Raw genomic sequence first — 25,127 nt, 5'->3', positions numbered from 1 at the left:
CGCCCAGCCCGCCCCGCCGTACGGTCAGCAGCCCAACCCCTATGCCCAGCAGCCCGGTTACGGCTATCCGCAGCAGACGGTGCCCCTGCAGGCGCAGTCCGGGCAGCCGGGCGGTGGGCGGAAGATCAACGCGCAGGTGGCCATCATCGTCTCCGCGGTCGTCGCCATCGCGCTGATCGTCACCGGTGGCATCTGGTACGCCCATTCCGGCAAGGGCGACGGCAAGAAGGACGACACCGCGAACTCCACCGGCGGCGGTAGCGGCGGCAGCGACGGCAAGAGGGGCACCGGCGGCACCTCCACCAACGGCGACGAGAAGGTGCCCGCGAACACCACCTCGCACGTGCTGTACCAGATCCCGATGCCCAAGGTCGACGACACCACCGTCGTCTCCGGCTCGTGGCTGACCGACAAGGCGTACGTCAAGAGCGGCGTCGCCGAGATCAACGGCTACGACCGTGACAAGGGCACCAAGCTGTGGACGGTCAAGCTGCCCGGCCCGGTCTGCACGACGAGCAGGTTCACGACGGACGACGACAGGGCCGCCGTCGTCTTCCAGCCCAGGATGCCGCCCAAGAACAGCACGGCGGGCTGCAGCCAGGTCGCGGCGATCGACCTCGACGCGGGCAGGAAGCTGTGGACGAAGACGGTCGACGCCGGTGACCAGCCGATCAACTTCGACAACGTCACGGTCAGCGGGACGACGGTCGCCGCGGGCGGCACCAGCGGCGGCGCCGCCTTCGACATCGGCAGCGGCAAGTCCCTGTGGACCCCGAAGGCCACCGACACCTGCTACGACGCCGGGTACGGCGGCGGCGAGAAGCTGGTCGCGGTCCGCAAGTGCGGCTCCTACGGCCAGCGGCAGCTGCACATCCAGACCATCGATCCGAAGAGCGGGAAGGTGATCTCCGAGTACAAGATGAGCCAGGGCATCGAGTACGCGGCGATCGTGTCGACGAACCCCCTGGTCGTCGCGGCCGACGTCGGCGACAGCGCGGGCGACGGCAGCGGCATCTCGGACTTCTTCTCCATCGACGACAGGACCGGCAAGCTCATCACGAGGATCTCCGCACCGGGCAAGCAGTACGCGGCCCGCTGCGACGGCATCTCGAAGATCGAGTACTGCACGGGTCTCGCGGTCGGCGGCGGCAAGCTGTACATCCCCACCGAGGAGCACGACGGCAGCGGTGACTACAGCCGGACCAACGAGATCGTCGTCTTCGACCTCACCACCGGCAAGCAGACCGGCCAGCGCGCGGACGCCGGCGACGGCTACACCATCACCCCGCTGCGCATGGACGGCGGCAACGTGATCGCGTACAAGCGACCGCCGTACGACAAGGGCGGTCAGGTCGTGAGCATCGACGGGGGCACGTTCAAGGAGACCAAGCTGCTGGAGAACCCGTCCACTCAGGCCGTGCGGGACGCGGAGACGAGCATGTCGCCGGACTACTCGGAGATCCTGTACTCCCAGGGCCACCTGTACATGTCCGGTGTCTTCGCGGACAAGGCGTCGGGTACGGGTGGCAGCCGGTATCTGGCGCTCGCGTTCGGTACCGGAGGCTGAACACCGCGATCCCGACGATCTGCAAGATATTCCGTCTATCCGGGGCACTTCTCACCGGTAGGGGGAGCGCAACGTCGAACAAGCGTGTAGCTTCCGGGGGCATGAAGAGCGGGGGAGCCGGGAGGGGGCTCCTGGCCGTGCGGACCAGTGGGCATCCATAGTGGGGCATCCATGGAGATCCATTGGGGGGACTGGGGGGTTGCTCGATGGGAGTGCGGCTCATGGTGGTCGACGACCACCGACTGCTCGCCGAGGCGCTGGCCTCGGCGCTGAAGCTGCGGGGGCACCGGGTGCTCGCCGCCGCGGCGCCCGCCGCCGGCGCGGCGGAGCTGGTGATCACCCGTGCGCCGGAGGTGTGTCTGCTGGGGACGGCGACACCGGCCGAGCCGGGCATCTTCGACCCGGTGGTGCGGATCAAGCGGGAGCGCCCGCAGGTGGCGGTCCTGGTGCTGGGCCCGGTGCCCAGCCCCCGTGGCATCGCGGCGGCCTTCGCCGCGGGCGCCTCCGGCTACGTGCGTCACGACGAGCGCATCGAGGGGGTCGAGCGGGCCATCATGAAGGCCCGGGCCGGTGAGGCGGCGGTCGCGCCCCAGCTGCTCCAGGGCGCGTTCAGCGAGCTGCTCAATCCCGCCGCGCAGCCCGACGACGAGGGTCAGCGGCTGCTGCAGATGCTCACCCCGAGGGAGGTCGAGGTCCTGGTCCGGGTCGCCGACGGCGAGGACACCCGGCTGATCGCGGCCGGCATGGGCATCGCCCCGTCCACCGCGCGCACCCATGTCCAGCGGGTCCTGATGAAACTGGGCGTCGGCTCCCGCCTGGAGGCGGCGGCCCTGGCCGCGCGCACGGGCCTGCTGGACCGGGCGGGACCCCTGCCGCAGCACGCGGCACCGACGGAGAGCGGGACGGGGCCGGAGGCGCTGTAGCCTCCGACCCCGTGCTCGTCATGCGGCGGGCTTGTCCGGCAGGTCCTCGGGCGTGACCTCGGGGACCGTCGGCGGGGTCGGGCGCAGCTTCAGCCAGGCCAGGAAGAAGATGCCCAGCAGCAGCATCCCGATCCCTGTCCACAGGTTGATGTTGACGCCCTGTGCCTTGTCGATGGCGGACTGGTCGTCGGCGATGCCGGCGATGGTGACGATGACGCCGTAGACGACGAACAGGCCGCCGATGATGCGCCGCAGGTCGAAGATGCGGGCGGCGGTCGCCGACTTCTGCTGCAGCTCGGTGACCTCGCGCAGGACGTCCTGCTCGGTGTACCCGTGGCGCTCGGGGCGGTCGGAGGGGCTGGAAAACTCGGACATGGTCTCTCAATCCTCCCGCGGTCAGAACGAGAACGGGATGTAGCAGGCGGCCGCGATGACGATCGCACCCCAGCCCAGCAGGGCCGGCCTGCGGTACCAGGCCTCGTCGCCGGGGGCGGGCGGCTCGGTCATGCCGGGGGAGGTGGTGCCGTAGACCAGGCCCTGGAGCTCCTCGGCGGGCTTGGGCTTGGTGAACAGGGACACGGCGACCATCACCACCGCGCCGGCCACGAAGCCGACGATCGCGGAGACGAAGTTGGCGCCCTGGTCGGAGGGGATGTCGATGATGCCCTTCTTGTAGATCACGAAGTAGTTCACCATCGCGGCCACGGTGCCCGCGAGCAGCCCCCAGAAGCCGGACTTCGTGGACGCGCGCTTCCAGAACATGCCCACGATGAAGACGACGAACATCGGCACGTTGAAGAAGGAGAACAGCGTCTGCAGATAGCTCATGATGTTGGAGAACGACGAGGCCAGGAACGCCGTGCCGACGGAGGCGCAGACGCCGATCACCGTGATCAGGCGGCCGAAGCGGACGTAGTACTCGTCCTCGCGGCCCCGGACCACGTACCGGCCCCAGATGTCGTTGGTGAACACCGTGTTGAAGGAGGACACGTTGGCCGCCATGCCGGCCATGAAGGCGGCCAGCAGACCGGTCACCGCGATGCCGAGGACGCCGTTGGGCAGCAGCTGCGACATCAGGTAGGGGATGGCGTCGTTGTACTGGTAGCCGGACTTGGCGGTGCCGAAGCCGGGGATCAGCGCGGCGGCGACCAGGCCCGGGATCATCACGAGGAAGACGATGAAGATCTTCGGGTAGGCGGCGATCAGCGGGGTGCGCTGGCCGGCGGAGAGGTTCTTGGCGGACAGGGCGCGCTGCACCTCGGCGAAGTTGGTGGTCCAGTAGCCGAAGGACAGCACGAAGCCGAGGCCGAGCACGATGGTCAGCCAGTTGGCGCCCAGCGGGTTGGAGCTGCCGATCCCGGTGCCGCCCCAGGCGGTGGTGAAGTTCGCGCCGTGGGTCGCGGTCAGCTTGTCGGTCAGGCCGCCCCAGCCGCCGACCTTCTTCAGGCCCAGCACGACGATCGGGATGAGGGCCGCGAGGATCACGAAGAACTGCAGCACCTCGTTGTAGATGGCGGAGGACAGACCACCGAGGGTGATGTACGCCAGCACGAAGGCACCGGCGACCACGATCGCCACCCACTGCGGCCAGCCCAGCAGCGCCTCCACGACGATCGCGAGCGCGTACAGGTTCACACCGGCGATCAGAATGGCGGCGAAGGCGAACAGGATCGAACTGAGCAGGTGTGCGCCCTTGTCGAAGCGCAGCAGCAGCATCTCGGGAACCGAGCGGACCTTGCTGCCGTAGTAGAAAGGCATCATCACCAGGCCGAGGAAGACCATGGCGGGAATGGCGCCGATCCAGTACCAGTGCACGGTGTACGCGCCGTACTGGGCGCTGTTGGCCGCCATGCCGAGGATCTCGGTGGCGGCGAGGTTGGCGGAGATGAAGGCGAGGCCGGTGATCCAGGCGGGCAGGGAACGACCGGAGAGGAAGAAGTCCAGGCTGGTCTTCACCGATCTGCGGGCGGCGAAGCCGATGCCGAGGACCACGGCGAAGTAGATGGCGAGGATCGTGTAGTCGAGCCCGTTCGTGGGGAGGCGCAGCTCGGCTGCCAGGTATGGGGGGATGTGCACCTGGTGATTCAACACTTTTGCTGATGTCCTTTGTTTGATTGTGACGTTGACGCAGGTGGTGCGTTGTGTTTCGATGTGTTTGGTTCTGTTTGAAGATTGAGTGGCTCGAATAGGGAGTCGCAGTGAAGAAGACCTCGACCCGCCTGGCCGACGGTCGCGAGTTGATCTACTACGACCTGCGCGACGACAACGTCCGCGACGCGGTGGACAAGCGACCGCTGGAGCGGACCCACACCACCTCCGAGATCCGCCGTGACCCGCTGCTCGGCGACAGCGTCGCCATCGCCTCGCACCGGCAGGGACGCACCTACCACCCCCCGGCCGACGAGTGCCCCCTGTGTCCCTCCAAGGACGGCAGGCTGAGCGAGATCCCGGACTCCTCGTACGACGTCGTGGTCTTCGAGAACCGTTTCCCCTCCCTGGCCGGCGACTCCGGGCGCTGTGAGGTCGTCTGCTTCACCTCCGACCACAACGCCTCCTTCGCGGACCTCACCGAGGAACAGGCCGCCCTGGTCCTGGAGGCGTGGACCGACCGCACCTCCGAGCTGTCGCATCTCCCCTCCGTGGAGCAGGTGTTCTGCTTCGAGAACCGGGGTGCGGAGATCGGTGTGACACTCGGACATCCGCACGGCCAGATCTACGCGTACCCCTTCACCACCCCTCGCACCGCCCTGATGCTGGGCCAACTCGCCCAGCACAAGGAGGCGACCGGCGGGGAGAACCTCTTCGATCATGTTCTCGAGCGTGAACTCGCCGACGAGCGCGTCGTCCTCGAGGGTGAACACTGGGTGGCCTTCGTGCCGTACGCGGCGCACTGGCCCTACGAGGTCCACCTCTACCCGAAGCGCCGGGTGCCGGACCTGCTCGGTCTCGACGAGGAGGCCCGCACAGAGTTCCCCCAGGTCTATCTGGAACTCTTGAGGCGCTTCGACCGGATCTTCGGTGAGGGAGAGCCGCCGACGCCGTACATCGCGGCCTGGCACCAGGCGCCGTTCGGCGCGCTGGAGGAGTTCGAGGGCGTCAACCGGGACGACTTCGCGCTCCACCTCGAGCTTTTCACCATCCGCCGAACCTCCGGCAAGCTGAAGTTCCTCGCGGGTTCCGAGTCCGGCATGAGCGTGTTCATCAACGACATCCGGCCGGAGGCCGCGGCCGAGCGACTGCGAGAGGTAGCGAGTTGATGAAGTACCTGGTGACGGGTGGCGCGGGTTACGTCGGCAGTGTCGTGGCCCAGCACCTGCTGGAGGCCGGACACGAGGTCGTCGTCCTCGACAACCTGACGACCGGTTTCCGCGAGGGCGTGCCCGCCGGGGCCGCGTTCGTCGAGGGCGACATCCGTGACGCCGCGAAGTGGCTGGACTCCTCCTTCGCCGCGGTCCTGCACTTCGCCGCCTCCTCCCAGGTCGGCGAGTCGGTCGTGAAGCCCGAGAAGTACTGGGACAACAACGTCGGCGGCACCATGGCGCTGCTCGGCGCGATGCGCGACGCGGGCGTGCGCAAGCTCGTCTTCTCCTCCACCGCGGCCACCTACGGCGAGCCCGAGCAGGTCCCGATCGTCGAGACCGCGCCCACCAAGCCGACCAACCCCTACGGCGCCACCAAGCTCGCCGTCGACCACATGATCACCGGCGAGGCGAACGCCCACGGCCTGGCCGCGGTCTCCCTGCGCTACTTCAACGTGGCCGGCGCCTACGGCACCTGCGGCGAGCGCCACGACCCCGAGTCCCACCTGATCCCGCTCGTGCTCCAGGTCGCCCAGGGCCGCCGCGAGGCCATCTCCGTCTACGGCGACGACTACCCGACGCCCGACGGCACCTGCGTGCGCGACTACATCCACGTCGCGGACCTGGCCGAGGCCCATCTGCTCGCCCTCGGGGCGGCCACCCCCGGCGAGCACCTGATCTGCAACCTCGGCAACGGCGAGGGCTTCTCGGTCCGCGAGGTGATCGAGACCGTCCGCCGGGTCACCGGGCACCCGATCCCCGAGGTCGTGGCCCCGCGCCGGGGCGGCGACCCGGCGGTCCTCGTGGCCTCGGCCGCCACGGCCCGCGAGAAGCTCGGCTGGAACCCGTCCCGCGCGGACCTCGCGGGCATCGTCGCGGACGCGTGGGAGTTCGCTCAGCACATCGCAAGGGAGCAGTAGTGGGTGCACAGCAGGTCCGGGAAGGCTTCGCCGCGCTGTACGGGGCCGAGCCGGAGGGTGTCTGGTCGGCGCCGGGACGCGTCAACCTCATCGGTGAGCACACCGACTACAACGACGGCTTCGTGATGCCCTTCGCGCTGCCGCACGTGGCGACGGCGGCCGTCTCCCGGCGCACGGACGGCGTCCTGCGCCTGCACTCCAAGGACGTCGAGGGCGGCGTCGTCCAGCTGCGCCTGGACGACCTGGCCCCCGGGTCGGACCGGAACTGGACGGCGTACCCGGCGGGCGTGGTCTGGGCCCTGCGCGAGGCCGGCCACGCCGTGACCGGCGCCGACGTCCACCTCGCCTCCACGGTGCCCTCGGGCGCCGGCCTGTCCTCGTCGGCGGCGCTGGAGGTCGTGATCGCGCTCGCCCTCAACGACCTGTACGAACTGGGTCTGCAGCGCTGGCAGCTGGCCCGTCTGTGCCAGCGCGCCGAGAACGTCTACGTCGGCGCGCCGACCGGCATCATGGACCAGACGGCGTCCGCGTGCTGCGAGGAGGGCCACGCCCTCTTCCTCGACACCCGGGACCTCTCCCAGCAGCAGATCCCCTTCGACCTGGCCGCCGAGGGCATGCGTCTGCTGGTGGTCGACACCCAGGTCAAGCACGCCCACAGCGAGGGCGAGTACGGCAAGCGCCGGGCCGGCTGCGAGCGGGGCGCGGCCCTGCTCGGCGTCGACGCCCTGCGCGACATCCCCTACGCCGATCTCGACGAGGCCCTCGCGCGGCTCGGTGACGACGAGGAGGCGGTCCGCCTGGTCCGGCACGTCGTCACGGAGGACGGGCGGGTGGAGCAGACCGTGGCCCTGCTGCGCTCGGGCGAGACCCGCGCCATCGGCCCGGTCCTGGTCGCGGGGCACGCCTCCCTGCGCGACGACTTCCGCATCTCCTGCCCGGAGCTGGACCTGGTCGTCGACACCGCCCTGGCCGCGGGCGCGCTCGGCGCCCGGATGACCGGCGGCGGCTTCGGCGGCTCGGCGATCGTCCTGGCGGAGGCCGCCGACGTGGACACGATCACCAAGGCGGTCGAGGAGGCGTTCGCCTCCGGCGGTTACACGGCACCCCGGGTGTTCGAGGCCGTACCGTCGGCAGGTGCCCGGCGCTTGAGCTGAGCCGATCGCCCGACGGGCTTGCTCATGTCACCCGAGCCGCTTCGTCAAGGTGTACTCCGTGATCCCCGGCGGATAGTCGGGGATCACGCACACCACGTCGTACCCCTGCTTGCGGTAGAAGTCCGGCGCCTGGAAGTCCCACGTCTCCAGCCGGGCGGACGCGCACCCGCGTTCGTCCCGCGCCAGGGCCTCCGCCGTCGCGAGCAGTTGCGAACCCAGACCCGTGCCGCGGTGGCGTCCGTCCACCCACAGGTAGGTCACGTGCAGCCACGTCGTCCACGTGTGGCCGACCAGTCCGCCCGCCAGATCACCCGCGTCGTCCAACGCCCAGACGTGGAGCGGAAGTTCGCGTTCACCTGGGGTTCCGCGCAGGGCGCGCAGCACGGGGGAGGCCGCCGTGTTGGTGTCTCGGAGCCGCATTCGGAGAAGATCGCGCCGGGCCTTGTCGACTTCTGTCTCAAGACGAAACATGCGGCTCACGATAAACGTGCCGGACAGCCAGTTCTGCAAATTACCTTCCCCTCCCGGCCCCCGGCCGTACCCTGATGAACAGCACCGGTGGGGGCCGGTGCCGATCAGGGGGCGAGACAGTCGGGTTCGACGCCCGAAGTGGGGGTAGCAGTTCCGCACGGCGGCGGCCGCGGCGGCCCATCGCGCTTCGGGCGTCGTACCCGCGCCCGTACCGTCTCCCGACAAAGGGGTCCCCTGCTCTTCAAGGAGCTTGGGGAAGGGGGTTTCGTGGTTCGCATCCGAGTCCTGGTCGTCGACGACCATCGCATCTTCGCCGAATCGCTCGCCGCAGCCCTGGCGGCCGAGCCCGACGTGGACGTCTCCGCCGCCGGCAGCGGTCCCGCCGCGCTGCGCAGCCTGGAGCGCGCGGCCGCCGAGGGCCGCCGCTTCGACGTCCTGCTCGTCGACTCCGACCTGGGCGGCAACCTGCCCGGCGTGCGGCCCGCCGTGCCCGTCCACGACAACGACGAGGACGGACTGGTCGACGGCATCTCGCTGGTCGCCGGGGTGCGCACCGCGCAGCCGGGCGTACGGATCGTCGTGCTCGCCGAGAAGGACGATCCGCGGCGCGCCGCGCTCGCCCTGCAGGCCGGGGCCTCCGGCTGGGTGGCCAAGGACTGTTCGCTGTCCAGACTGCTCAACGTCATCCGGGGCGTCCTGCGCGACGAGACGCATCTGCCGCCCGCCCTGCTCACCGGTGTCCTCAGGGAGCTGACGGCCGCCCGCAAGCACCGCACCGAGAGCGAGCGGCTGGTGGAGTCCCTCACCCCGAGGGAGCGCGAGGTGCTGCGCTGCATGGTCGCGGGCCTGGGCCGCAAGGCGGTCGCCGAGCGGCTGTTCCTCTCCCCGCACACCGTCCGCACCCATATGCAGAACGTCCTGGGCAAGCTCGGCGTGCACAGCACCCTGGCCGCCGTCGCCCTCGCCCGTCGGGCCGGCGTCGGACCCGTGGACCTAGCCGGGGATGTTGTCGAACGGGGCGGTCAGCTGGCGTAGCAGTCCCGCGAGTTCACCGCGCTGGGCGCGGGAGAGCTCGGCGAGGATCGCCCGCTCCTGGTCGAGCAGTCCGGCGAGGGCCTGGTCCGCGCGGTCCCGGCCCTCGTCCGTGAGGCGCACCAGCACTCCGCGCCGGTCGCTGGGGTCGGGCAGCCGCTCCACCAGGCCCTTCTTCGCGAGCCGGTCGATGCGGTTGGTCATGGTGCCCGAGGTGACCAGGGTCTGGGTGAGCAGCTGGCCGGGGGAGAGCTGATAGGGGGCGCCCGCGCGCCGGAGCGCGGTGAGCACGTCGAACTCCCAGGGCTCCAGGGCGTGCTCGGCGAAGGCCAGCCGACGGGCCCGGTCCAGGTGCCGGGCCAGTCTGCTCACCCGGCTGAGCACCTCGAGCGGTTCCACGTCGAGGTCCGGGCGCTCCCGACGCCACGCCGCGACCAGCCGATCGACCTCGTCCTCCATGACGATCAGTGTAGTGGTTGTGTCGATGTGAAGTCTCTTGATGTGAAGTCTCTTGACATCAAGAGAATCTGCCGGGGAAGGTGGATGCCATGACCACTCCCGCCTGGGATCCGGCCCAGTACCTCCGTCACGCCGGCCACCGCGCCCGCCCCTTCGTCGACCTCCTCGCCCGCGTCCCCGACCTGCCGAGCGCCACGCCCGCCGTCGCCGACCTCGGCTGCGGACCCGGCAACGTCACCGTCCTGCTCGCCGACCGCTGGCCCACCGCGCACATCACCGGCTACGACAACTCGACCGACATGCTCGACCGCGCCCTCACCGAGCACGAGGGGCCCACGCCCGGCGGGGGGCGCCTGGACTTCTCGTACGCCGACGTCCGCACCTGGGCGCCCCCGCAGCCGTACGACCTGATCGTCAGCAACGCCACCCTGCAGTGGGTGCCCGGGCACGTCGAGCGGTTCGGTGACTGGATCGCGGGGCTCAGGCCCGGCGGCACCTTCGCCTTCCAGGTCCCCGGCAACTTCTCCGCCCCCAGCCACCAGCTGATGCGCGAGATCGCCCACTCCGCCCGCTTCAAGGACCGCCTCGCCGACGTCCTCCGCCACGACGACGCCGTCCTCGCCCCGCGGACCTACCTGGAGAAGCTGACCTCCCTGGGCTGCGAGGCCGACGTGTGGGAGACGACGTACGTCCACCTGCTCACCGGCGAGGACCCCGTCCTCGACTGGGTGAAGGGGACCGGGCTGCGGCCGGTGCTGACCGCCCTCGCCGACGACCCGGCCGATCGGGACGCGTTCCTCGCCGAGTACCGGGCGGCCCTGCGCGAGGCCTATCCGGCGACCCCCCACGGCACGCCGTTCCCCTTCCGCCGCATCTTCGCCGTGGCCCGCAAGGAGGCCTGACCGATGCTCGCCGCCGTCGACCATGTCCAGCTCGCCGCCCCGGCCGGCTGCGAGGACCTGCTGCGCGCCTACTACGTCGACGTCCTCGGCATGACCGAGATCCCCAAGCCGCCGGTGCTCGCGGCGCGGGGAGGATGCTGGTTCCGGGCCGGGGCCGTCCAGCTGCACCTCGGGATCGAAGCGGACTTCCGGCCGGCGAAGAAGGCGCATCCGGGGCTGCGGGTCACGGACATCGAGGCCTACGCCGCGCGGCTCGAGGCGGGCGGGGCGCGGGTGGTGTGGGACGGCGAGCTGCCGGGACACCGGCGCTTCTACTCCGAGGACCCGGTGGGCAACCGGCTGGAGTTCCTTCAGCCGCTGGAAGGGGTTTGCACCACCCCGTGAGGGTTACCCGGTGTCGCGAGGAATGCAGTCTCTCGTCACTGGGAGTGATTTGAATGGCAGGCGAGCAGAAGGCCAAGGGCAAGACCGAGCAGGCCAAGGGCAAGGCCAAGGAGACGATCGGCCGGGCCGTCGGCAACGAGAGCATGGAGGCCGAGGGCCGTCTGGAGCAGTCCAAGGGCGACGCCCGCCAGGCCAAGGAGAAGGCCAAGGACGCCTTCAAGCACTGAGGACGCCTTCAAGCACTGACACGCACTGACACCCACCCGACGGGAGCGCTCAGCTCTTGCGGTGTCCTATGAGCCGCGGCTTCTGCTCCAGCCCGTCCAGCCCGTGCCACGCCAGGTTCACCAGGTGGGCCGCGACCTCCGCCTTCTTCGGACGGCGTACGTCCAGCCACCACTGACCGGTCAGCGCGACCATGCCGACCAGGGCCTGCGCGTACAGGGGGGCGAGCTTGGGGTCGAAGCCGCGGCTCTTGAACTCCCGGCCCAGGATGTCCTCGACCTGCGTGGCGATGTCCGAGATCAGGGACGCGAAGGTGCCGGTCGACTGGGGGATGGGGGAGTCACGGACCAGGATGCGGAAGCCGTCCGTGTACTCCTCGATGTAGTCGAGGAGCGCGAAGGCGGCCTGCTCGCACAGCTCCCGCGGATGACCGGCCGTCAGCGAACTGGTCACCATGTCCAGCAGCCGCCGCATCTCGCGGTCCACCACAACCGCGTACAGGCCCTCCTTGCCGCCGAAGTGCTCGTACACCACCGGCTTGGACACCCCGGCCTTCGCCGCGATCTCCTCCACCGAGGTGCCCTCGAAGCCCTTCGCGGCGAAGAGGGTGCGGCCGATCTCCAGCAGCTGCTGACGGCGCTCGGCGCCGGTCATCCGGGTGCGCCGCGCGCGCCGGGGTTTGTCGTTGCTCTCGGTGCTGCTGGAGTCGGTCGCCACGGCGTCAATCATGCCGCCTCGGCGGTCTCCTTCCGGCGCTCGGAGCCCTCTTCCCCGGTCTTGCGGCGCGAATCGATACGCGAGCGTGACGGCCAGCGCACGTCGTACGCCCAGCCGAACGCCTCGAACCAGCGGATGATCCGGGCCGAGGAGTCCACCTGCCAGCGCTCCACCCCGTGCCGCGCCGAGGTCGGGTCGGCGTGGTGCAGGTTGTGCCAGGACTCACCGCAGGAGAGCACGGCCAGCCACCACACGTTGCCCGAGCGGTCCCGCGACTTGAAGGGCCGCTTGCCGACCGCGTGGCAGATCGAGTTGATCGACCAGGTCACGTGGTGCAGCAGGGCCACCCGGACGAGTGACCCCCAGAAGAACCCGGTGAACGCGCCCCACCACGACATCGTGACCAGACCGCCGATCACGGCGGGCAGGGCCAGCGACAGGATCGTCCAGTAGATGAACTGCCGGGAGATCGTGCGGATCGCCGGGTCCTTGATCAGATCGGGCGCGTACTTGTCCTGCGGTGTCTGCTCCTCGTCGAACATCCACCCGATGTGCGCCCACCACAGCCCCTTCATCAGGGCCGGGAGCGTCTCGCCGAAACGCCACGGAGAGTGCGGGTCGCCCTCCGCGTCCGAGAACTTGTGATGCTTGCGGTGGTCCGCCACCCACCGCACGATCGGGCCCTCGACGGCCATCGAGCCGGCGATCGCCAGCGCGATCCGCAGCGGCCGCCTGGCCTTGAACGAGCCATGGGTGAAGTAGCGGTGGAAGCCGATCGTGATGCCGTGGCAGCCCAGGTAGTAGAAGAAGACCATCAGCCCGAGGTCGAGCCAGCTCACGCCCCACCCCCAGGCCAGCGGGACCGCGGCTACGAGCGCCAGGAACGGGACGATGATGAAGAGCAGCAGGGCGATCTGCTCGATCGAGTGCTTCTTCTCGCCACCCAGGGTGGCCGAGGCGAGTGGGGTGTCGTTCGCCTTCGGGGCGTCGTCGATCACATCGGAACTTGTGGTCATGGGCGTCCCCTGTGGGGTTCGAGGGTTGAGACAGATACCGGACGGCTACCGCAACCGTGCCCGGGTACCGTTACAACGGTCCCTACGGTTCCGTAACCTACGGCATCGTAAGTATGGCAGTGCGCTGCCCGGCGGCAAGAGCCCGACAGTCTGCGCGTCCGCATGGACACCTATCCTTGGAGTCGGTCGGACAGCGCGGTCCGCTCTGATTCCTTTCCCGGATGCATGGGCCGTATGCGGCGCCCGCCGCGCGGACCCCTGCCGCCGGGTTCCCTCCCGGACGAGCTTCAACACTGCAAGGAGCCGCACCTGTGAGCAGTGCCGACGACCTCAACCCGACGACCAGCAGCGAACTGCGTGCCGACATCCGCCGGCTGGGCGACCTCCTGGGCGAGACCCTCGTCCGCCAGGAGGGCCCCGAGCTGCTGGAGCTCGTCGAGAAGGTACGCCGCCTCACCCGCGAGGACGGAGAGGCCGCCGCCGAGCTGCTGCGCGGCACCGAACTGGAGACCGCCGCCAAGCTCGTGCGCGCCTTCTCCACCTACTTCCACCTGGCCAACGTCACCGAACAGGTGCACCGCGGCCGCGAACTGCGCGCCCGGCGCGCCGCCGAGGGCGGACTGCTCGCCCGCACCGCCGACCGGCTCAAGGACGCCGACCCCGAGCACCTGCGCCAGACCGTCGCCAACCTCAACGTCCGCCCGGTCTTCACCGCCCACCCGACCGAGGCCGCGCGCCGCTCGGTCCTCAACAAGCTCCGGCGCATCGCCGCGCTCCTGGAGACCCCGGTCATCGAGTCGGACCGCCGCCGCTACGACACCCGGCTGGCCGAGAACATCGACCTCGTCTGGCAGACCGACGAACTGCGCGTCGTCCGCCCCGAGCCCGCCGACGAGGCCCGCAACGCCATCTACTACCTCGACGAACTGCACGCCGGCGCCGTCGGCGACGTCCTGGAGGACCTCAGCGCCGAACTGGAGCGCGTCGGCGTCAAGATCCCCGACGACACCCGCCCGCTGACCTTCGGCACCTGGATCGGCGGCGACCGCGACGGCAACCCCAACGTCACCCCCCAGGTCACCTGGGACGTCCTCATCCTCCAGCACGAGCACGGCATCAACGACGCCCTGGAGATGATCGACGAACTCAGAGGCTTCCTCTCCAACTCCATCCGCTACACCGGCGCCACCGACGAACTGCTGCAGTCCCTCCAGGCCGACCTCGACCGCCTCCCCGAGATCAGCCCCCGCTACAAGCGCCTCAACGCCGAGGAGCCCTACCGCCTCAAGGCCACCTGCATCCGGCAGAAGCTGGAGAACACCAAGCAGCGCCTCGCCAAGGGCACCCCGCACGAGGAGGGCCGCGACTACCTCGGCACCTCCCAGCTGCTCGCCGACCTCACCCTCATCCAGACCTCGCTGCGCGAACACCGCGGCGGCCTCTTCGCCGACGGCCGCATGGACCGCACGATCCGCACGCTCGCCGCGTTCGGCCTGCAGCTGGCCACCATGGACGTACGCGAGCACGCCGACGCCCACCACCACGCGCTCGGCCAGCTCTTCGACCGGCTCGGCGAGGAGTCCTGGCGCTACGCCGACATGCCCCGCGAGTACCGCGCCAAGCTGCTCGCCAAGGAACTGCGCTCCCGCCGCCCCCTCGCGCCCACCCCGGCACCCGTCGACGAGGCCGGCGCCAAGACCCTCGGCGTGTTCGAGACCGTCAAGCGGGCCCTCGCCGTCTTCGGACCCGAGGTCATCGAGTCGTACATCATCTCCATGTGCCAGGGCGCCGACGACGTCTTCGCCGCCGCCGTCCTCGCCCGCGAGGCCGGCCTGATCGACCTGCACGCAGGCTGGGCGAAGATCGGCATCGTGCCGCTGCTGGAGACCACCGACGAACTCAAGGCCGCCGACACCATCCTGGAGGACATGCTCGCCGACCCGTCCTACCGGCGCCTCGTCGCGCTCAGGGGCGACGTCCAGGAGGTCATGCTCGGCTACTCCGACTCCTCCAAGTTCGGCGGCATCACCACCTCCCAGTGGGAGATCCACCGAGCCCAGCGCCGGCTGCGCGACGTCGCCCACCGCTACGGCGTACGGCTCCGGCTCTTCCACGGCCGCGGCGGCACCGTCGGCCGCGGCGGCGGCCCCTCGCACGACGCGATCCTCGCCCAGCCCTGGGGCACCCTCGAGGGCGAGATCAAGGTGACCGAGCAGGGCGAGGTCATCTCCGACAAGTACCTCATCCCCTCCCTGGCCAGGGAGAACCTGGAACTGACGGTCGCGGCCACCCTGCAGGCCTCCGCCCTGCACACCGCACCCCGCCAGTCCGGCGAGGCCCTCGCCCGCTGGGACGCCGCCATGGACGTCATCTCCGACGCCGCCCACGCCGCCTATCGCGCGCTCGTCGAGGACCCCGACCTGCCGACGTACTTCCTCGCGTCGACGCCGGTGGACCAGCTCGCCGACCTGCACCTCGGCTCACGGCCCTCCCGCCGCCCCGGCTCCGGCGTCTCCCTCGACGGACTGCGCGCCATCCCCTGGGTCTTCGGCTGGACCCAGTCCCGGCAGATCGTCCCCGGCTGGTTCGGCGTCGGGTCCGGCCTGAAGGCGCTGCGCGAGACCGGCCTCGACACCGTGCTCGACGAGATGCACGAACAGTGGCACTTCTTCCGCAACTTCATCTCCAACGTCGAGATGACCCTCGCCAAGACCGACCTGCGCATCGCCGCCCACTACGTCGACACCCTCGTCCCCGACGAGCTCAAGCACGTCTTCGACACCATCAAGGCCGAGCACGAACTCACCGTCCGCGAGGTCCTGCGCGTCACCGGCGAGAGCGAACTCCTCGACGCCACCCCGGTGCTGAAGCAGACCTTCGCCATCCGTGACGCCTACCTCGACCCCATCTCCTACCTCCAGGTGACCCTGCTCAAGCGCCAGCGCGACGCTGCCGCCGCGGGCCAGGACCCCGACCCGCTGCTCTCCCGCGCCCTGCTCCTCACGGTCAACGGCGTGGCGGCCGGCCTGCGCAACACCGGCTGACCCTCCCCCGGACACGACGGTGCCCCCGAGTCGTCCACTCGGGGGCACCGTCCGTGCGGTGGGTACGTCAGGCCCGGCGCCGCCGGACCACCAGGTAACCGCCGCCCGCCACCAGCGCCGCGGCGGCACCGGAGAGCAGACCGACCGGGACGCCGTTGCCGGTCTCGGCGAGGTCGCCCGAGTCACTGCCGCCCTGCGCGGACGGCGAGGAGGAAGCGGAGACGGACCCGGCCTCGGAGGAGGACGGGCTCGGCGCGGCGGAAGCGCCGTCCGACGGCGACGCGGACGCGGACGCCGATGACGACGGGGCCGGGGTCGAGGTCGAGGTGGGGGTCGAGCCGCCCGCGCCCTCGTCCTCGCAGTCCGTCCAGAACACCTTGTGCTTCGCGGCACCCTTCTCGCCGTCGAAGTTCCAGAACAGCTTGTAGTGCCCGTCGGGCAGCGACAGGTCCTCCGTACGGCCGTGACCCTGGGCGTCCAGCGTGATGTCGCCGGTCTTCACCGTCGTGCCCTTGGAGGCCGCGGTCGGGGCCCAGGCCTCGATGTGCCAGTCGACCTTCTGGACGCCGTCGAAGCCGAACGCGTCCAGGTAGAAGGTGCAGACGTGCGGCTCGTTGCGCTTGAGCTCCTCTCCGGTCCTGGCGTCGTGGATCTTCACGGTGCCGTTGTCGCCGGGGCCCGCGGCAACAGGGGTGGCGTGGGCGGCGACCGGGGCGGCGAACAGCGCGGCCGCTGCGACGGCACTGAGCGCGCCGGCGCGGGTGAGGGTACGCATGGGGCAAGTCCATCTTCGAGTTACGGGCGGGAAGATGTGGAGGGGGCGGCTCAGCATCCAGCCGCGACTGACCCAAGGTCAATCACGAACAGGCAACACTCAGATCCTCCACAGACGGGAGGGCGGCGAAGGACGTCAAACCGTCATGAACGCGGCCGTCAGCAGAGCGATCCCGGACACCGCCAGCAGCCACGCCGCCCGCGTCCGCCGCAGCCCGCCGGCCACGACCACCGACGCCAGCAACAGCGCCCCGCCCAGCGGGACCCACGCGTACAGAACCCCGCCCGGCCCCGAGCGCACCACCTCGTCGCTCCCCGGCAGCACGACGACCGCGTAGCGGTGGCCCTTCTTCACCGCGACCGACCTGTCGATGACCACGTGCCGCCGGGCCGGCGCCCCTTGCGCGGCCGGCGTGTACGAACCGGTGCAGGTGTCCTCACCGCACGTCGTCACCGCGACCGTGCCGTGCTCCCGCCCCTTGGTCAGCATCACGTACGGGGCGGTCCGCCACGACGCCCACACCCCGGCGATCAGGATCAGCACGGCGATCGTGCCCATCGCCGCCAGCCGCCCGAACCGCAGGGCGGTGACGGAGGCCTGACGGGTGGCGGTGGCTGCGGGCATGGCGGGGATCATTGGCCATGCCCCGACGATCAGTCAACTCGCCGGGGGACATATCAGGAGTTGTACGACTCCATGCTCAGGAGTTGTACGAACTCTGGGCCCGCTCCAGCCCCTCCACCACCAGACACTCCACCGCGTCCGCCGCACGGTCCACGAAGTAGTCCAGCTCCTTGCGCTCCGCCGAGGAGAAGTCCTTCAGCACGAAGTCCGCGACCTGCATCCGCCCCGGCGGCCGGCCGATCCCGAACCGCACCCGGTGGTAGTCCGCACCGAACGCCTTCGTCATCGACTTCAGCCCGTTGTGCCCGTTGTCCCCGCCGCCCAACTTGATCCGCAGGGTCCCGTAGTCGATGTCCAGTTCGTCGTGCACCGCCACGATGTTGGCGACCGGCACCTTGTAGAAGTCCTTCAGGGCGTTCACCGGCCCACCCGAGAGGTTCATGTACGACATCGGCTTGGCGAGGATCACCCGCCGGTTCGCCGGACCCACCGGACCGATCCGCCCCTCCACGACCTGCGCCTGAGCCTTCCCGGCCCGCTTGAACCTCCCCCCGATCCGCTCGGCCAGCAGATCGGCCACCATGAACCCCACGTTGTGCCGGTTCATGGCGTACTCCGGCCCGGGGTTCCCGAGGCCCACGATCAGCCAGGGGCCATTGGCGTCGGTCGTCACGTCCATGTCTCCTCGATACACGCCAGCCGCTGCCCCCCGAGGGAACAGCGGCTGACAGAAAAGTGAGCGTCAGGCTCAGGCCTCGGCGACGGCCTCGTCGCCCTCGGACTCCTCGCCCGCCGACTCCTCCGCCTGCGCGGCCAGCACCTGCAGCACGACCGCGTCCTCCTCGACGGCCAGCGTGGTGCCGTTCGGCAGCGCGATGTCCTTGGCGAGGACGGAGGCACCGGCCTCCAGGCCCTCGATCGAGACGCTGACGGACTCGGGGATGTGGGTGGCCTCGGCCTCGACCGGCAGCGCGTTCAGCACGTGCTCCAGCAGGTAGGCGCCGGGGGCCAGCTCGCCCTCGGTGTGGACCGGGACCTCGACCGTGACCTTCTCGCCGCGCTTGACCAGCAGCAGGTCGACGTGCTCCAGGAAGCCCTTGATCGCGTCGCGCTGCACGGCCTTCGGGATCGCCAGCTCGGTCCGGCCCTCGATGTCCAGCGAGATCAGGACGTTCGGCGTACGCAGCGCCAGCAGCAGGTCGTGGCCCGGAAGCGTCAGGTGCAGCGGGTCCACGCCGTGGCCGTACAGCACACCGGGAACCTTGTTGTCACGACGGATACGACGGGCGGCACCCTTGCCGAACTCGGTGCGCGTCTGGGCGGCGAGCTTCACCTCGGACATGATCACTCCTCGTAGAGGTAGAAACGGACGGGGTCACCCGGCCACGAACGGCCTGCTACGAAGAGCGCGTCGATAACGGACAGCCGAACCCCGAACAGAAACGGGAACGGCCTCCCTCGCCGAGCAACTGGGGCAGTCTACTCGGCGAGGGAGGCCGCGGAAAAATCGATCACTCCCGAGGGAAGCTCGTGAGGCGGGCTTACTGCTCGTCGAACAGGCTCGTCACCGAACCGTCCTCGAACACCTCACGCACCGCGCTCGCGATCGTCGGCGCGATCGACAACACCGTGATCTTGTCCAGCTCCAGCTCGCTCGGCGTCGGCAGCGTGTTCGTGAACACGAACTCACTCACCTTGGAGTTCTTCAGCCGGTCCGCCGCCGGACCCGACAGCACCCCGTGCGTCGCCGTCACGATGACGTCCTCCGCGCCGTGTGCGAACAGCGCGTCCGCCGCGGCACAGATCGTCCCACCGGTGTCGATCATGTCGTCCACCAGCACACACACGCGGCCCTCCACCTCACCGACCACCTCGTGCACGGTGACCTGGTTCGCCACGTCCTTGTCCCGGCGCTTGTGCACGATCGCCAGCGGCGCGCCCAGCCGGTCGCACCAACGGTCCGCCACCCGCACCCGGCCCGCGTCCGGGGACACCACCGTCAGCTTGTCCTTGTCGACCTTCGTGCCCACGTAGTCCGCCAGCAGCGGAAGCGCGAAGAGATGATCCACCGGACCGTCGAAGAAGCCCTGGATCTGGTCCGTGTGCAGATCGACCGTCAGAATCCGGTCCGCACCCGCCGTCTTCATCAGATCCGCGACCAGCCGTGCCGAGATCGGCTCACGGCCACGGTGCTTCTTGTCCTGACGCGCATAGCCGTAGAACGGCACGATCACCGTGATCGACCGCGCCGAAGCCCGCTTCAACGCGTCGATCATGATCAACTGCTCCATGATCCACTTGTTGATCGGAGCCGTGTGGCTCTGGATCAGGAAGCAGTCCGCACCGCGTGCCGACTCCTGGTAACGGACGTAGATCTCGCCATTGGCGAAGTCGAAGGCCTTCGTCGGGACGACCCCGACACCCAGCTGCTGGGCGACCTCCTCGGCAAGCTCGGGGTGGGCGCGGCCGGAGAAGAACATCATCTTCTTCTCGCCGGTCGTCTTGATCCCGGTCACAGCACTGTCTCCTCAGAGGTGTCTCAGCAGGTGGGGTGCGGATGTGCACTTATCACGGTACGCCGTGTCTGACCCGACCGTTTCCGGTCAGCCTTCGCCTTCCTCCCGGCGAGCGGCCGCCTCCGCCGCCCTCGCCGCCGCGCTCCCCGGACGCTTGCGCGCCACCCAACCCTCGATATTCCGCTGCTGACCACGGGCCACGGCCAGCGAACCGGGCGGAACGTCCTTGGTGATCACTGACCCGGCAGCGGTGTACGCACCGTCCCCGACCGTGACAGGAGCCACAAACATATTGTCGGAGCCGGTACGGCAGTGCGACCCCACCGTGGTGTGGTGCTTCTCCTGTCCGTCGTAGTTGACGAACACGCTGGCGGCACCGATGTTCGTGTACTCACCGATCGTCGCGTCACCCACGTACGACAGATGCGGGATCTTCGTCCCCTCGCCGATCGAGGAGTTCTTCGTCTCCACGTAAGTACCGATCTTGCCCTTCGCACCGAGACGCGTGCCCGGACGCAGATAGGCGTACGGACCCACCTTCGCCTCCGGCCCCACCTCCGCGCTGTCGGCCACCGCGTTGTCGACCCGGGCACCGGCGCCGACCCTCGTGTCCGTCAGCCGGCAGTTCGGCCCGACCTCCGCGCCCTCCCCGATGTGCGTGGAGCCGTGCAGCTGCGTACCCGGATGCACGACGGCGTCCCGCTCGAACGTCACCGTCACGTCCACCCAGGTCGTCGCCGGATCGATCACCGTGACCCCGTCCAGCATCGCCCGCGTCAGCAGACGGTCGTTGAGGATCCGCCGCGCCTCGCTCAGCTGCACCCGGTTGTTGATCCCGGCGATCTCCCGGTGGTCGCCGGCCACCGAGGCCCCGACCCGGTGTCCCGCCTCACGCAGGATCCCGAGCACGTCCGTCAGGTACTCCTCACCCTGGCTGTTGTCCGTCCGCACCTTCTTCAGCGCCTCGGCGAGAAGCTGCCCGTCGAAGGCGAACACCCCGGAGTTGATCTCCCGGATGGCGCGCTGGACGTCCGTGGCGTCCTTGTGCTCGACGATCCCGGTGACGGCGCCGGTGGCCTCGTCCCGGATGATCCGCCCGTACCCGGTGGCGTCCGGGACCTCGGCGGTCAGCACGGTGACGGCGTTGCCGTCGGAGGCATGGGTGGCGGCCAGCCGCGTCAGCGTCTCGCCGGTCAGCAGCGGGGTGTCACCGCACACGACGACGACGGTCCCCTCGACCGACCCGCCGAGCCCCTCCAGGGCGATCCGTACGGCGTGCCCGGTGCCGTTCTGCTCCTCCTGCACGGCGGTGCGGGCGGCCGGATCGGTCTCGGCGAGGTGGGCCGCGACCCGCTCCCTCGCGTGCCCGACCACGACGACCAGGTTCTCGGGGTCCAACTCGCGGGCGGCGGCGAGGACATGGCCCACCAGGCTGCGGCCACAGATCTCGTGCAGGACCTTCGGTGTGGCCGACTTCATACGGGTGCCCTCACCCGCTGCGAGAACGACGACGGCTGCCGGGCGAATGGCGCTCACGGGGTTGCCCTTCGGCTTCTGGAATGGTGGGGACATCCGCAGGATACCGGGGCGTTTCATGGGGGACATGAGAGCGGGTCCTGACCGGGCGGTCAGGACCCGAACCGAGCAGCTCCGCCAGCTGGATTCGAACCAGCACTACAGGGCTTCAAAGGCCCGCGGGCTACCAGTTACCCCATGGCGGATGGCTGCGTCAGACCTTACCCGAGTCGTGCTGGAGCCTGAGCCACCATTCCCCTCCACCAGCCCTCGATCTTGCGATAGAGCTCGGCAGCCTGGGACACCCGGATCACCAGGCACCCCCGGTAGTCGGGGCCGACGTTCTTGCGAACAGTCTTGGGGTTGTGTTTCTTGATCGTCGTTTTCTGGAAACTGGAGACGTCGACACCAACCAGGTCTGCCCAGTAGTGCTTGGCGCCCTCTACGTCAGCAGTCATGTGGATCATCACTCGGTACGCCAAGCGTTCGGGCGCTACGCCGAGCAAGCTGAGCCAGGCGAGGTAGAGCTGGATCACGCCAGGGTCGCTGTTGACGAAGAGGACGTTCTCTCGGCGGTCGTACGACTTGTCCTTGCTGCCTTCGGCCCAATAAAGGGCAACACCGGCAATGAACAGGTCACGGTCGGACATCTTGCCCAATTGTTCGGCTGCTGACGCCTTGGTCTTCTGTCGTTCCTCGTCCCGGATTGCCAGCTCATGCTCCCACCTCTTTCGAGCCGCCAGCTTTGCTTGCTCCGAGGGGTCGCGGCGCTCCGGCCTCGGTAGATCCCGCACCCACAATGAGATCGAACTCTTGGAGCACCCCAGTTCCACCTGGATCTGGTCGTACGTCCACCCCTCCAGCCGCAGCTCCCGCGCTCGGGCCCGCAGGTCGTCCTTGGCGTTCGGACGCTTGGTCCATTCCGGAGGGGGCTCGCCCTCCAGGAGGCGGTTGAGGATGTCGTTGTTGTCGACGCGCAGTCGGTCCCGGATCTGGCGTCGGCTGAGTCCCGCGCGCCGCAGGGTGAGCGCCTGCTGCCGCAGGGTCTCGAAGTCGGTGTACTTGCCTTGTGCATGTGCCATGGGCACAAGGTGCGGGCGGAATCAGAGCTTCCGGGGGCGAGTGGTGTGCGATTCAGCAGTTCGAGGGAAAGTGGGGGCATTGGTGGCTGATCGGTCACGGAGTGTGGTGTAGGCCAGTCATGGAAACTCGACGGAAAACCGGCCACGAACGACCGTAGGCTGGAGGCATGACCACGACGGGGGAAGACCAGGCCACGGTCCGGGGAGGGCCGTGGTGGTGGACCAGGTGGCTCAGTGCCGCGTTGGATGTCGGGCTGGCTGTCGCGTCCGCGGTGGAGTGCGCTTTCGAAGGGATCCGGTTCGCGCGGGACGCGGGGATCCCGCTGGCCGCGGGGATCGTGTTCGGCGTGTTGGCCGGTTCCGCCTTGCTCGTGCGCCGGCAGTGGCCGATAGCCGTCGTCCTCGTCTCGATCGCCATCACGCCCGCCCAGATGGGCTATCTGATGGGCGTCGTCGGCCTGTACACGCTCGCCGCGTCCGAGTTGCCGCGCCGCATCATCGCCTCACTGGCCGGCATGTCGCTGGTGGGCATGCTGATCGTGATGTTCGTGCGGGTGCGGCAGGACATGGCGCACGGCGGTCTGGACCTGGGTGACTGGTTCGTTCCGTTCGCGTCGATCACGACGGCGATCGGGATGACCGCGCCGCCGCTGCTGCTGGGGCTGTATGTCGGTGCCCGGCGCCGGCTGATGGAGAGTCTGCGGGAGCGGGCGGACAGCCTGGAGCGGGAGTTGCAGCTGCTGGCGGAGCGGGCCGAGGAGCGTGCGGAGTGGGCGCGCGGCGAGGAGCGGACACGGATCGCGCGGGAGATGCACGACGTGGTCGCACACCGGGTGAGTCTGATGGTGGTGCACGCGGCGGCCCTTCAGGCCGTGGCCCGCAAGGATCCTGAGAAGGCGGTGAAGAACGCCGCGCTGGTGGGGGACATGGGGCGGCAGGCGCTGACCGAGTTGCGGGAGATGCTCGGGGTGCTCAGGAGCGGGGAGGGTTCGCGGCGGGCGCAGCAGCCGGTTCCGCTGGCCGCTGTCGGAATGGCTGCCGCGGTGGCCGCGTCGAGGGTCGTCGACGAGGGTGACGGGCCGTGGCTGTCGGAGCTGGAGGAGTTGGTCGGGCAGTCGGCGGCGGCCGGGATGGTGGTGGCTCTGTCGGTCGAGGGGGACGTGCGCTCGTACGCGGCGGAGATCGAGCAGACGGCGTACCGCGTGGTGCAGGAGGCGTTGACGAACGTCCACAAGCACGCGGCGGGTGCGAAGACGTATGTGCGGGTGGCGCACCGGGTGTCGGAGATCGCGATGCAGGTGGAGAACGAGCCGCCGCCGGAGCTCGCGTCCGCGTCGTCGGCGCGGCTGCCGTCCGGGGGGAACGGGCTGGTGGGGATGAAGGAGCGGGTCACCGGGCTGGGCGGTGTGTTCGTGTCGGGGCCGACGGACGCGGGGGGTTTCCGGGTGTCGGCGGTGATTCCGGCGGCGTAGGCCCCGCGCCGGTCAGCCCGCGGTGAGCCGTACGGGTTCGATGCCCGCGACGAGGGCGGCGAGGGCCTGGTCGATGTCGGGACCGAGGTACCAGTCGCCGGTGTGGTCGAGGGCGTACACGCGGCCCTCGGTGTCGATGGCGAGGAGGGCGGCGGAGTCGGTCTCGGCGCCGAGGGGGCTGACCTCGCGGTCGAGGGCGCGGCCGAGGTCGGCGAGGGTGCGGGCCATGTGGAGGCCGTGCAGGGGGTCGAGGTGGATCGCGGTGGGGGCGATCTGGCGGCCGGGTCCGGTGGGGGTGATGTGCAGGCCGCCGAACTCGGCCCAGGCCTCGACGGCGGCGGGGAAGACGGCGTGCCGGTGGCCGGCGGGCGAGGTGTGCTCGCGCAGGGCGTCGGCCCAGATCTCGGCCTGCTTTATGTCCCAGCGTCCGGGTTGCCAGCCGGCGGCGCGCAGGGCGGCGTCGACGGGTACGGGGAAGCGCGTGCTGGAGGTGCGGTCGGGGTGCATCTGCCCTTCGATCGTCGAGTTCGCCGGCGTCACTGACCGGCCCTGGGGGCCGTGCTGTCGTACGGATTGGTCGTACAGGTTGGTCGGGGGATTCAGTCGCCTGCCGCTGCCGGGTCGACGACGCGGACGCCGAAGTGGGCGCTGAGCGCGGTGCAGGCTCGGCAGGGTGCCGCGAAGCTGCCGTGCAGGGGGTCGCCGTCCTCGCGGATGCGGCGGGTGGTGAGTTTGGCCTGCTTGAGGGCTTTGCGGGCTTCGCCGTTGGTCATGGGCTTGCGGGCGGCACGCTTGCTGCGGGCGGCGTCCGCGGCGGCTATGTGGCGGGAGATGAGGATGGTCTCGGCGCAGCGGCCCGTGAAGCGGTCGCGCTGGGCGCTGGTGAGGGTGTCGAGGAAGTCCTGCACGAGGGGGTGCAGGGGTGGCGGCTGGTCGCCGCGGGCGGCGGTGCCGGTGAGGGTGGCGCCGCGGACGGAGAGGGCGGCGGCGACGGTGGGGAGTATGCCGTCGCGGCGGTGCAGGAGGGTGG

Annotated in this window: 26 protein-coding genes and 1 tRNA gene; 11 read left to right on the top strand and 16 right to left on the bottom strand. The window is 69.8% G+C overall.

Going from position 1 to position 25,127, the window contains the following annotated elements:
- Together GRC12_RS22780 and GRC12_RS22775 are read left to right on the top strand one after the other, a co-directional pair.
- A partial coding sequence (locus GRC12_RS22780) for an outer membrane protein assembly factor BamB family protein (RefSeq protein WP_244373608.1) occupies window positions 1-1,567 on the top strand: 1,567 nt, incomplete at its 5' end.
- Between the two features lie 206 nt (window positions 1,568-1,773).
- Window positions 1,774-2,490: a helix-turn-helix transcriptional regulator gene (locus GRC12_RS22775; protein WP_208781227.1), complete on the top strand. Its 717-nt coding sequence runs from the start codon at window positions 1,774-1,776 to the stop codon at window positions 2,488-2,490.
- A gap of 18 nt (window positions 2,491-2,508) precedes the next feature.
- Here GRC12_RS22775 and GRC12_RS22770 read toward each other — a convergent pair whose 3' ends face one another.
- Both GRC12_RS22770 and GRC12_RS22765 read right to left on the bottom strand, forming a co-directional pair.
- The gene (locus GRC12_RS22770; protein WP_208781226.1) at window positions 2,509-2,865 is read right to left on the bottom strand and encodes a hypothetical protein; all 357 of its coding nucleotides are present in this window, start codon (window positions 2,863-2,865) and stop codon (window positions 2,509-2,511) included.
- A 21-nt stretch (window positions 2,866-2,886) separates the two neighbouring features.
- Window positions 2,887-4,566: a sodium:solute symporter family protein gene (locus GRC12_RS22765; protein WP_208781225.1), complete on the bottom strand. Its 1,680-nt coding sequence runs from the start codon at window positions 4,564-4,566 to the stop codon at window positions 2,887-2,889.
- A gap of 122 nt (window positions 4,567-4,688) precedes the next feature.
- Here GRC12_RS22765 and galT point away from each other — a divergent pair, with 122 nt between their 5' ends.
- The 3 genes from galT to galK are packed head-to-tail and all read left to right on the top strand — an operon-like array spanning window position 4,689 to window position 7,863.
- Window positions 4,689-5,747 carry a galactose-1-phosphate uridylyltransferase gene (gene galT, locus GRC12_RS22760; protein WP_208781224.1) on the top strand — a complete coding sequence of 353 codons (1,059 nt, stop codon included), beginning with the start codon at window positions 4,689-4,691 and terminating at the stop codon, window positions 5,745-5,747.
- Entirely contained in the window at window positions 5,747-6,709 is a 963-nt protein-coding gene (galE, locus tag GRC12_RS22755) for a UDP-glucose 4-epimerase GalE (RefSeq protein ID WP_208781223.1), read from the top strand. The genes galT and galE overlap by 1 nt, the downstream gene beginning before the upstream one ends.
- Window positions 6,709-7,863 carry a galactokinase gene (galK, locus tag GRC12_RS22750; RefSeq protein WP_208781222.1) on the top strand — a complete coding sequence of 385 codons (1,155 nt, stop codon included), beginning with the start codon at window positions 6,709-6,711 and terminating at the stop codon, window positions 7,861-7,863. Before galE ends, galK begins: the two co-directional genes overlap by 1 nt.
- Window positions 7,864-7,890: 27 nt before the next feature.
- Here the strand turns inward: galK and GRC12_RS22745 are convergent, their stop codons facing one another.
- Window positions 7,891-8,346, bottom strand: coding sequence for a GNAT family N-acetyltransferase (locus GRC12_RS22745; RefSeq protein WP_208781229.1), 456 nt, complete (start codon window positions 8,344-8,346; stop codon window positions 7,891-7,893).
- 255 nt (window positions 8,347-8,601) lie between these two features.
- Between GRC12_RS22745 and GRC12_RS22740 the strand changes: the two genes are divergently transcribed.
- The gene (locus tag GRC12_RS22740) at window positions 8,602-9,369 is read left to right on the top strand and encodes a LuxR C-terminal-related transcriptional regulator (protein WP_133045890.1); all 768 of its coding nucleotides are present in this window, start codon (window positions 8,602-8,604) and stop codon (window positions 9,367-9,369) included.
- Here the strand turns inward: GRC12_RS22740 and tamR are convergent.
- Window positions 9,328-9,825: a MarR family transcriptional regulator TamR gene (gene tamR / locus GRC12_RS22735; protein WP_208781221.1), complete on the bottom strand. Its 498-nt coding sequence runs from the start codon at window positions 9,823-9,825 to the stop codon at window positions 9,328-9,330. The genes GRC12_RS22740 and tamR overlap by 42 nt on opposite strands.
- Window positions 9,826-9,914: 89 nt before the next feature.
- Between tamR and GRC12_RS22730 the strand changes: the two genes are divergently transcribed.
- From GRC12_RS22730 to GRC12_RS22720, 3 genes are read left to right on the top strand one after another with little or no spacing between them, the layout of a single operon-like run.
- Window positions 9,915-10,727: a trans-aconitate 2-methyltransferase gene (locus GRC12_RS22730; protein WP_208781220.1), complete on the top strand. Its 813-nt coding sequence runs from the start codon at window positions 9,915-9,917 to the stop codon at window positions 10,725-10,727.
- Between the two features lie 3 nt (window positions 10,728-10,730).
- Complete coding sequence (locus tag GRC12_RS22725; protein ID WP_208781219.1) at window positions 10,731-11,111, top strand: VOC family protein; 381 nt, start codon at window positions 10,731-10,733, stop codon at window positions 11,109-11,111.
- A 53-nt stretch (window positions 11,112-11,164) separates the two neighbouring features.
- A complete protein-coding gene (locus GRC12_RS22720; protein WP_208781218.1) occupies window positions 11,165-11,338 on the top strand; it encodes a CsbD family protein in 174 nt (57 codons plus the stop codon).
- A 49-nt stretch (window positions 11,339-11,387) separates the two neighbouring features.
- Here GRC12_RS22720 and GRC12_RS22715 read toward each other — a convergent pair whose 3' ends face one another.
- A complete protein-coding gene (locus GRC12_RS22715; RefSeq protein ID WP_208781217.1) occupies window positions 11,388-12,065 on the bottom strand; it encodes a TetR/AcrR family transcriptional regulator in 678 nt (225 codons plus the stop codon).
- Entirely contained in the window at window positions 12,062-13,069 is a 1,008-nt protein-coding gene (locus GRC12_RS22710; RefSeq protein ID WP_208781216.1) for an acyl-CoA desaturase, read from the bottom strand. Before GRC12_RS22710 ends, GRC12_RS22715 begins: the two co-directional genes overlap by 4 nt.
- A 311-nt stretch (window positions 13,070-13,380) precedes the next feature.
- On the opposite strand from GRC12_RS22710, the gene ppc reads away from it, so the two are divergent.
- Window positions 13,381-16,113 carry a phosphoenolpyruvate carboxylase gene (ppc, locus tag GRC12_RS22705; RefSeq protein WP_208781215.1) on the top strand — a complete coding sequence of 911 codons (2,733 nt, stop codon included), beginning with the start codon at window positions 13,381-13,383 and terminating at the stop codon, window positions 16,111-16,113.
- A gap of 67 nt (window positions 16,114-16,180) precedes the next feature.
- On the opposite strand, the gene GRC12_RS22700 is transcribed toward ppc, so the two are convergent.
- The 8 genes from GRC12_RS22700 to GRC12_RS22665 form a co-directional block, all read right to left on the bottom strand.
- Window positions 16,181-16,888, bottom strand: a complete 708-nt coding sequence (locus tag GRC12_RS22700; RefSeq protein WP_208781214.1) for an LPXTG cell wall anchor domain-containing protein — start codon at window positions 16,886-16,888, stop codon at window positions 16,181-16,183.
- 135 nt (window positions 16,889-17,023) lie between these two features.
- On the bottom strand, window positions 17,024-17,524 hold the full coding sequence (locus GRC12_RS22695) for a hypothetical protein (protein WP_208781213.1): 501 nt from the start codon (window positions 17,522-17,524) through the stop codon (window positions 17,024-17,026).
- A 64-nt stretch (window positions 17,525-17,588) separates the two neighbouring features.
- Complete coding sequence (gene pth, locus GRC12_RS22690) at window positions 17,589-18,191, bottom strand: aminoacyl-tRNA hydrolase (protein ID WP_208781212.1); 603 nt, start codon at window positions 18,189-18,191, stop codon at window positions 17,589-17,591.
- 69 nt (window positions 18,192-18,260) lie between these two features.
- Window positions 18,261-18,854, bottom strand: a complete 594-nt coding sequence (locus GRC12_RS22685; RefSeq protein WP_208781211.1) for a 50S ribosomal protein L25/general stress protein Ctc — start codon at window positions 18,852-18,854, stop codon at window positions 18,261-18,263.
- Between the two features lie 199 nt (window positions 18,855-19,053).
- Entirely contained in the window at window positions 19,054-20,028 is a 975-nt protein-coding gene (locus GRC12_RS22680) for a ribose-phosphate diphosphokinase (protein WP_208781210.1), read from the bottom strand.
- 87 nt (window positions 20,029-20,115) lie between these two features.
- A complete protein-coding gene (gene glmU / locus GRC12_RS22675) occupies window positions 20,116-21,564 on the bottom strand; it encodes a bifunctional UDP-N-acetylglucosamine diphosphorylase/glucosamine-1-phosphate N-acetyltransferase GlmU (RefSeq protein ID WP_208781209.1) in 1,449 nt (482 codons plus the stop codon).
- 112 nt (window positions 21,565-21,676) lie between these two features.
- A tRNA-Gln gene (locus tag GRC12_RS22670) sits at window positions 21,677-21,749 on the bottom strand.
- Window positions 21,750-21,764: 15 nt separating this feature from the next.
- Window positions 21,765-22,625, bottom strand: coding sequence for a helix-turn-helix domain-containing protein (locus GRC12_RS22665; RefSeq protein WP_208781208.1), 861 nt, complete (start codon window positions 22,623-22,625; stop codon window positions 21,765-21,767).
- A gap of 167 nt (window positions 22,626-22,792) precedes the next feature.
- On the opposite strand from GRC12_RS22665, the gene GRC12_RS22660 reads away from it, so the two are divergent.
- The gene (locus GRC12_RS22660; protein ID WP_208781207.1) at window positions 22,793-24,097 is read left to right on the top strand and encodes a sensor histidine kinase; all 1,305 of its coding nucleotides are present in this window, start codon (window positions 22,793-22,795) and stop codon (window positions 24,095-24,097) included.
- Between the two features lie 12 nt (window positions 24,098-24,109).
- Here the strand turns inward: GRC12_RS22660 and GRC12_RS22655 are convergent, their stop codons facing one another.
- The gene (locus tag GRC12_RS22655) at window positions 24,110-24,604 is read right to left on the bottom strand and encodes an SUKH-3 domain-containing protein (protein WP_208781228.1); all 495 of its coding nucleotides are present in this window, start codon (window positions 24,602-24,604) and stop codon (window positions 24,110-24,112) included.
- A gap of 92 nt (window positions 24,605-24,696) precedes the next feature.
- The coding region (locus GRC12_RS22650; RefSeq protein ID WP_208781206.1) for a YwqJ-related putative deaminase at window positions 24,697-25,127 on the bottom strand (431 nt) is incomplete at its 5' end.

This window comes from Streptomyces griseorubiginosus (genome assembly GCF_017614965.1).
In the GTDB taxonomy this organism is placed as follows: Bacteria; Actinomycetota; Actinomycetes; order Streptomycetales; family Streptomycetaceae; genus Streptomyces; species Streptomyces griseorubiginosus_B.
This window is presented reverse-complemented; position numbering and strand designations above follow the sequence as displayed.

What these genes read in the sequence shown, in the direction of transcription:
- GRC12_RS22725 (WP_208781219.1), top strand. Translation starts at nt 10,731, where the DNA reads ATGCTCGCCGCCGTCGACCATGTCCAGCTCGCCGCCCCGGCCGGCTGC.
- galE (WP_208781223.1), top strand. Translation starts at nt 5,747, where the DNA reads ATGAAGTACCTGGTGACGGGTGGCGCGGGTTACGTCGGCAGTGTCGTG.
- GRC12_RS22695 (WP_208781213.1), bottom strand. Translation starts at nt 17,524, where the DNA reads ATGATCCCCGCCATGCCCGCAGCCACCGCCACCCGTCAGGCCTCCGTC.
- GRC12_RS22665 (WP_208781208.1), bottom strand. Translation starts at nt 22,625, where the DNA reads ATGGCACATGCACAAGGCAAGTACACCGACTTCGAGACCCTGCGGCAG.
- GRC12_RS22660 (WP_208781207.1), top strand. Translation starts at nt 22,793, where the DNA reads ATGACCACGACGGGGGAAGACCAGGCCACGGTCCGGGGAGGGCCGTGG.
- GRC12_RS22775 (WP_208781227.1), top strand. Translation starts at nt 1,774, where the DNA reads ATGGGAGTGCGGCTCATGGTGGTCGACGACCACCGACTGCTCGCCGAG.
- GRC12_RS22655 (WP_208781228.1), bottom strand. Translation starts at nt 24,604, where the DNA reads ATGCACCCCGACCGCACCTCCAGCACGCGCTTCCCCGTACCCGTCGAC.
- GRC12_RS22715 (WP_208781217.1), bottom strand. Translation starts at nt 12,065, where the DNA reads ATGATTGACGCCGTGGCGACCGACTCCAGCAGCACCGAGAGCAACGAC.
- GRC12_RS22685 (WP_208781211.1), bottom strand. Translation starts at nt 18,854, where the DNA reads ATGTCCGAGGTGAAGCTCGCCGCCCAGACGCGCACCGAGTTCGGCAAG.
- GRC12_RS22710 (WP_208781216.1), bottom strand. Translation starts at nt 13,069, where the DNA reads ATGACCACAAGTTCCGATGTGATCGACGACGCCCCGAAGGCGAACGAC.
- GRC12_RS22720 (WP_208781218.1), top strand. Translation starts at nt 11,165, where the DNA reads ATGGCAGGCGAGCAGAAGGCCAAGGGCAAGACCGAGCAGGCCAAGGGC.
- GRC12_RS22770 (WP_208781226.1), bottom strand. Translation starts at nt 2,865, where the DNA reads ATGTCCGAGTTTTCCAGCCCCTCCGACCGCCCCGAGCGCCACGGGTAC.
- tamR (WP_208781221.1), bottom strand. Translation starts at nt 9,825, where the DNA reads ATGGAGGACGAGGTCGATCGGCTGGTCGCGGCGTGGCGTCGGGAGCGC.
- pth (WP_208781212.1), bottom strand. Translation starts at nt 18,191, where the DNA reads ATGGACGTGACGACCGACGCCAATGGCCCCTGGCTGATCGTGGGCCTC.
- GRC12_RS22730 (WP_208781220.1), top strand. Translation starts at nt 9,915, where the DNA reads ATGACCACTCCCGCCTGGGATCCGGCCCAGTACCTCCGTCACGCCGGC.
- GRC12_RS22700 (WP_208781214.1), bottom strand. Translation starts at nt 16,888, where the DNA reads ATGCGTACCCTCACCCGCGCCGGCGCGCTCAGTGCCGTCGCAGCGGCC.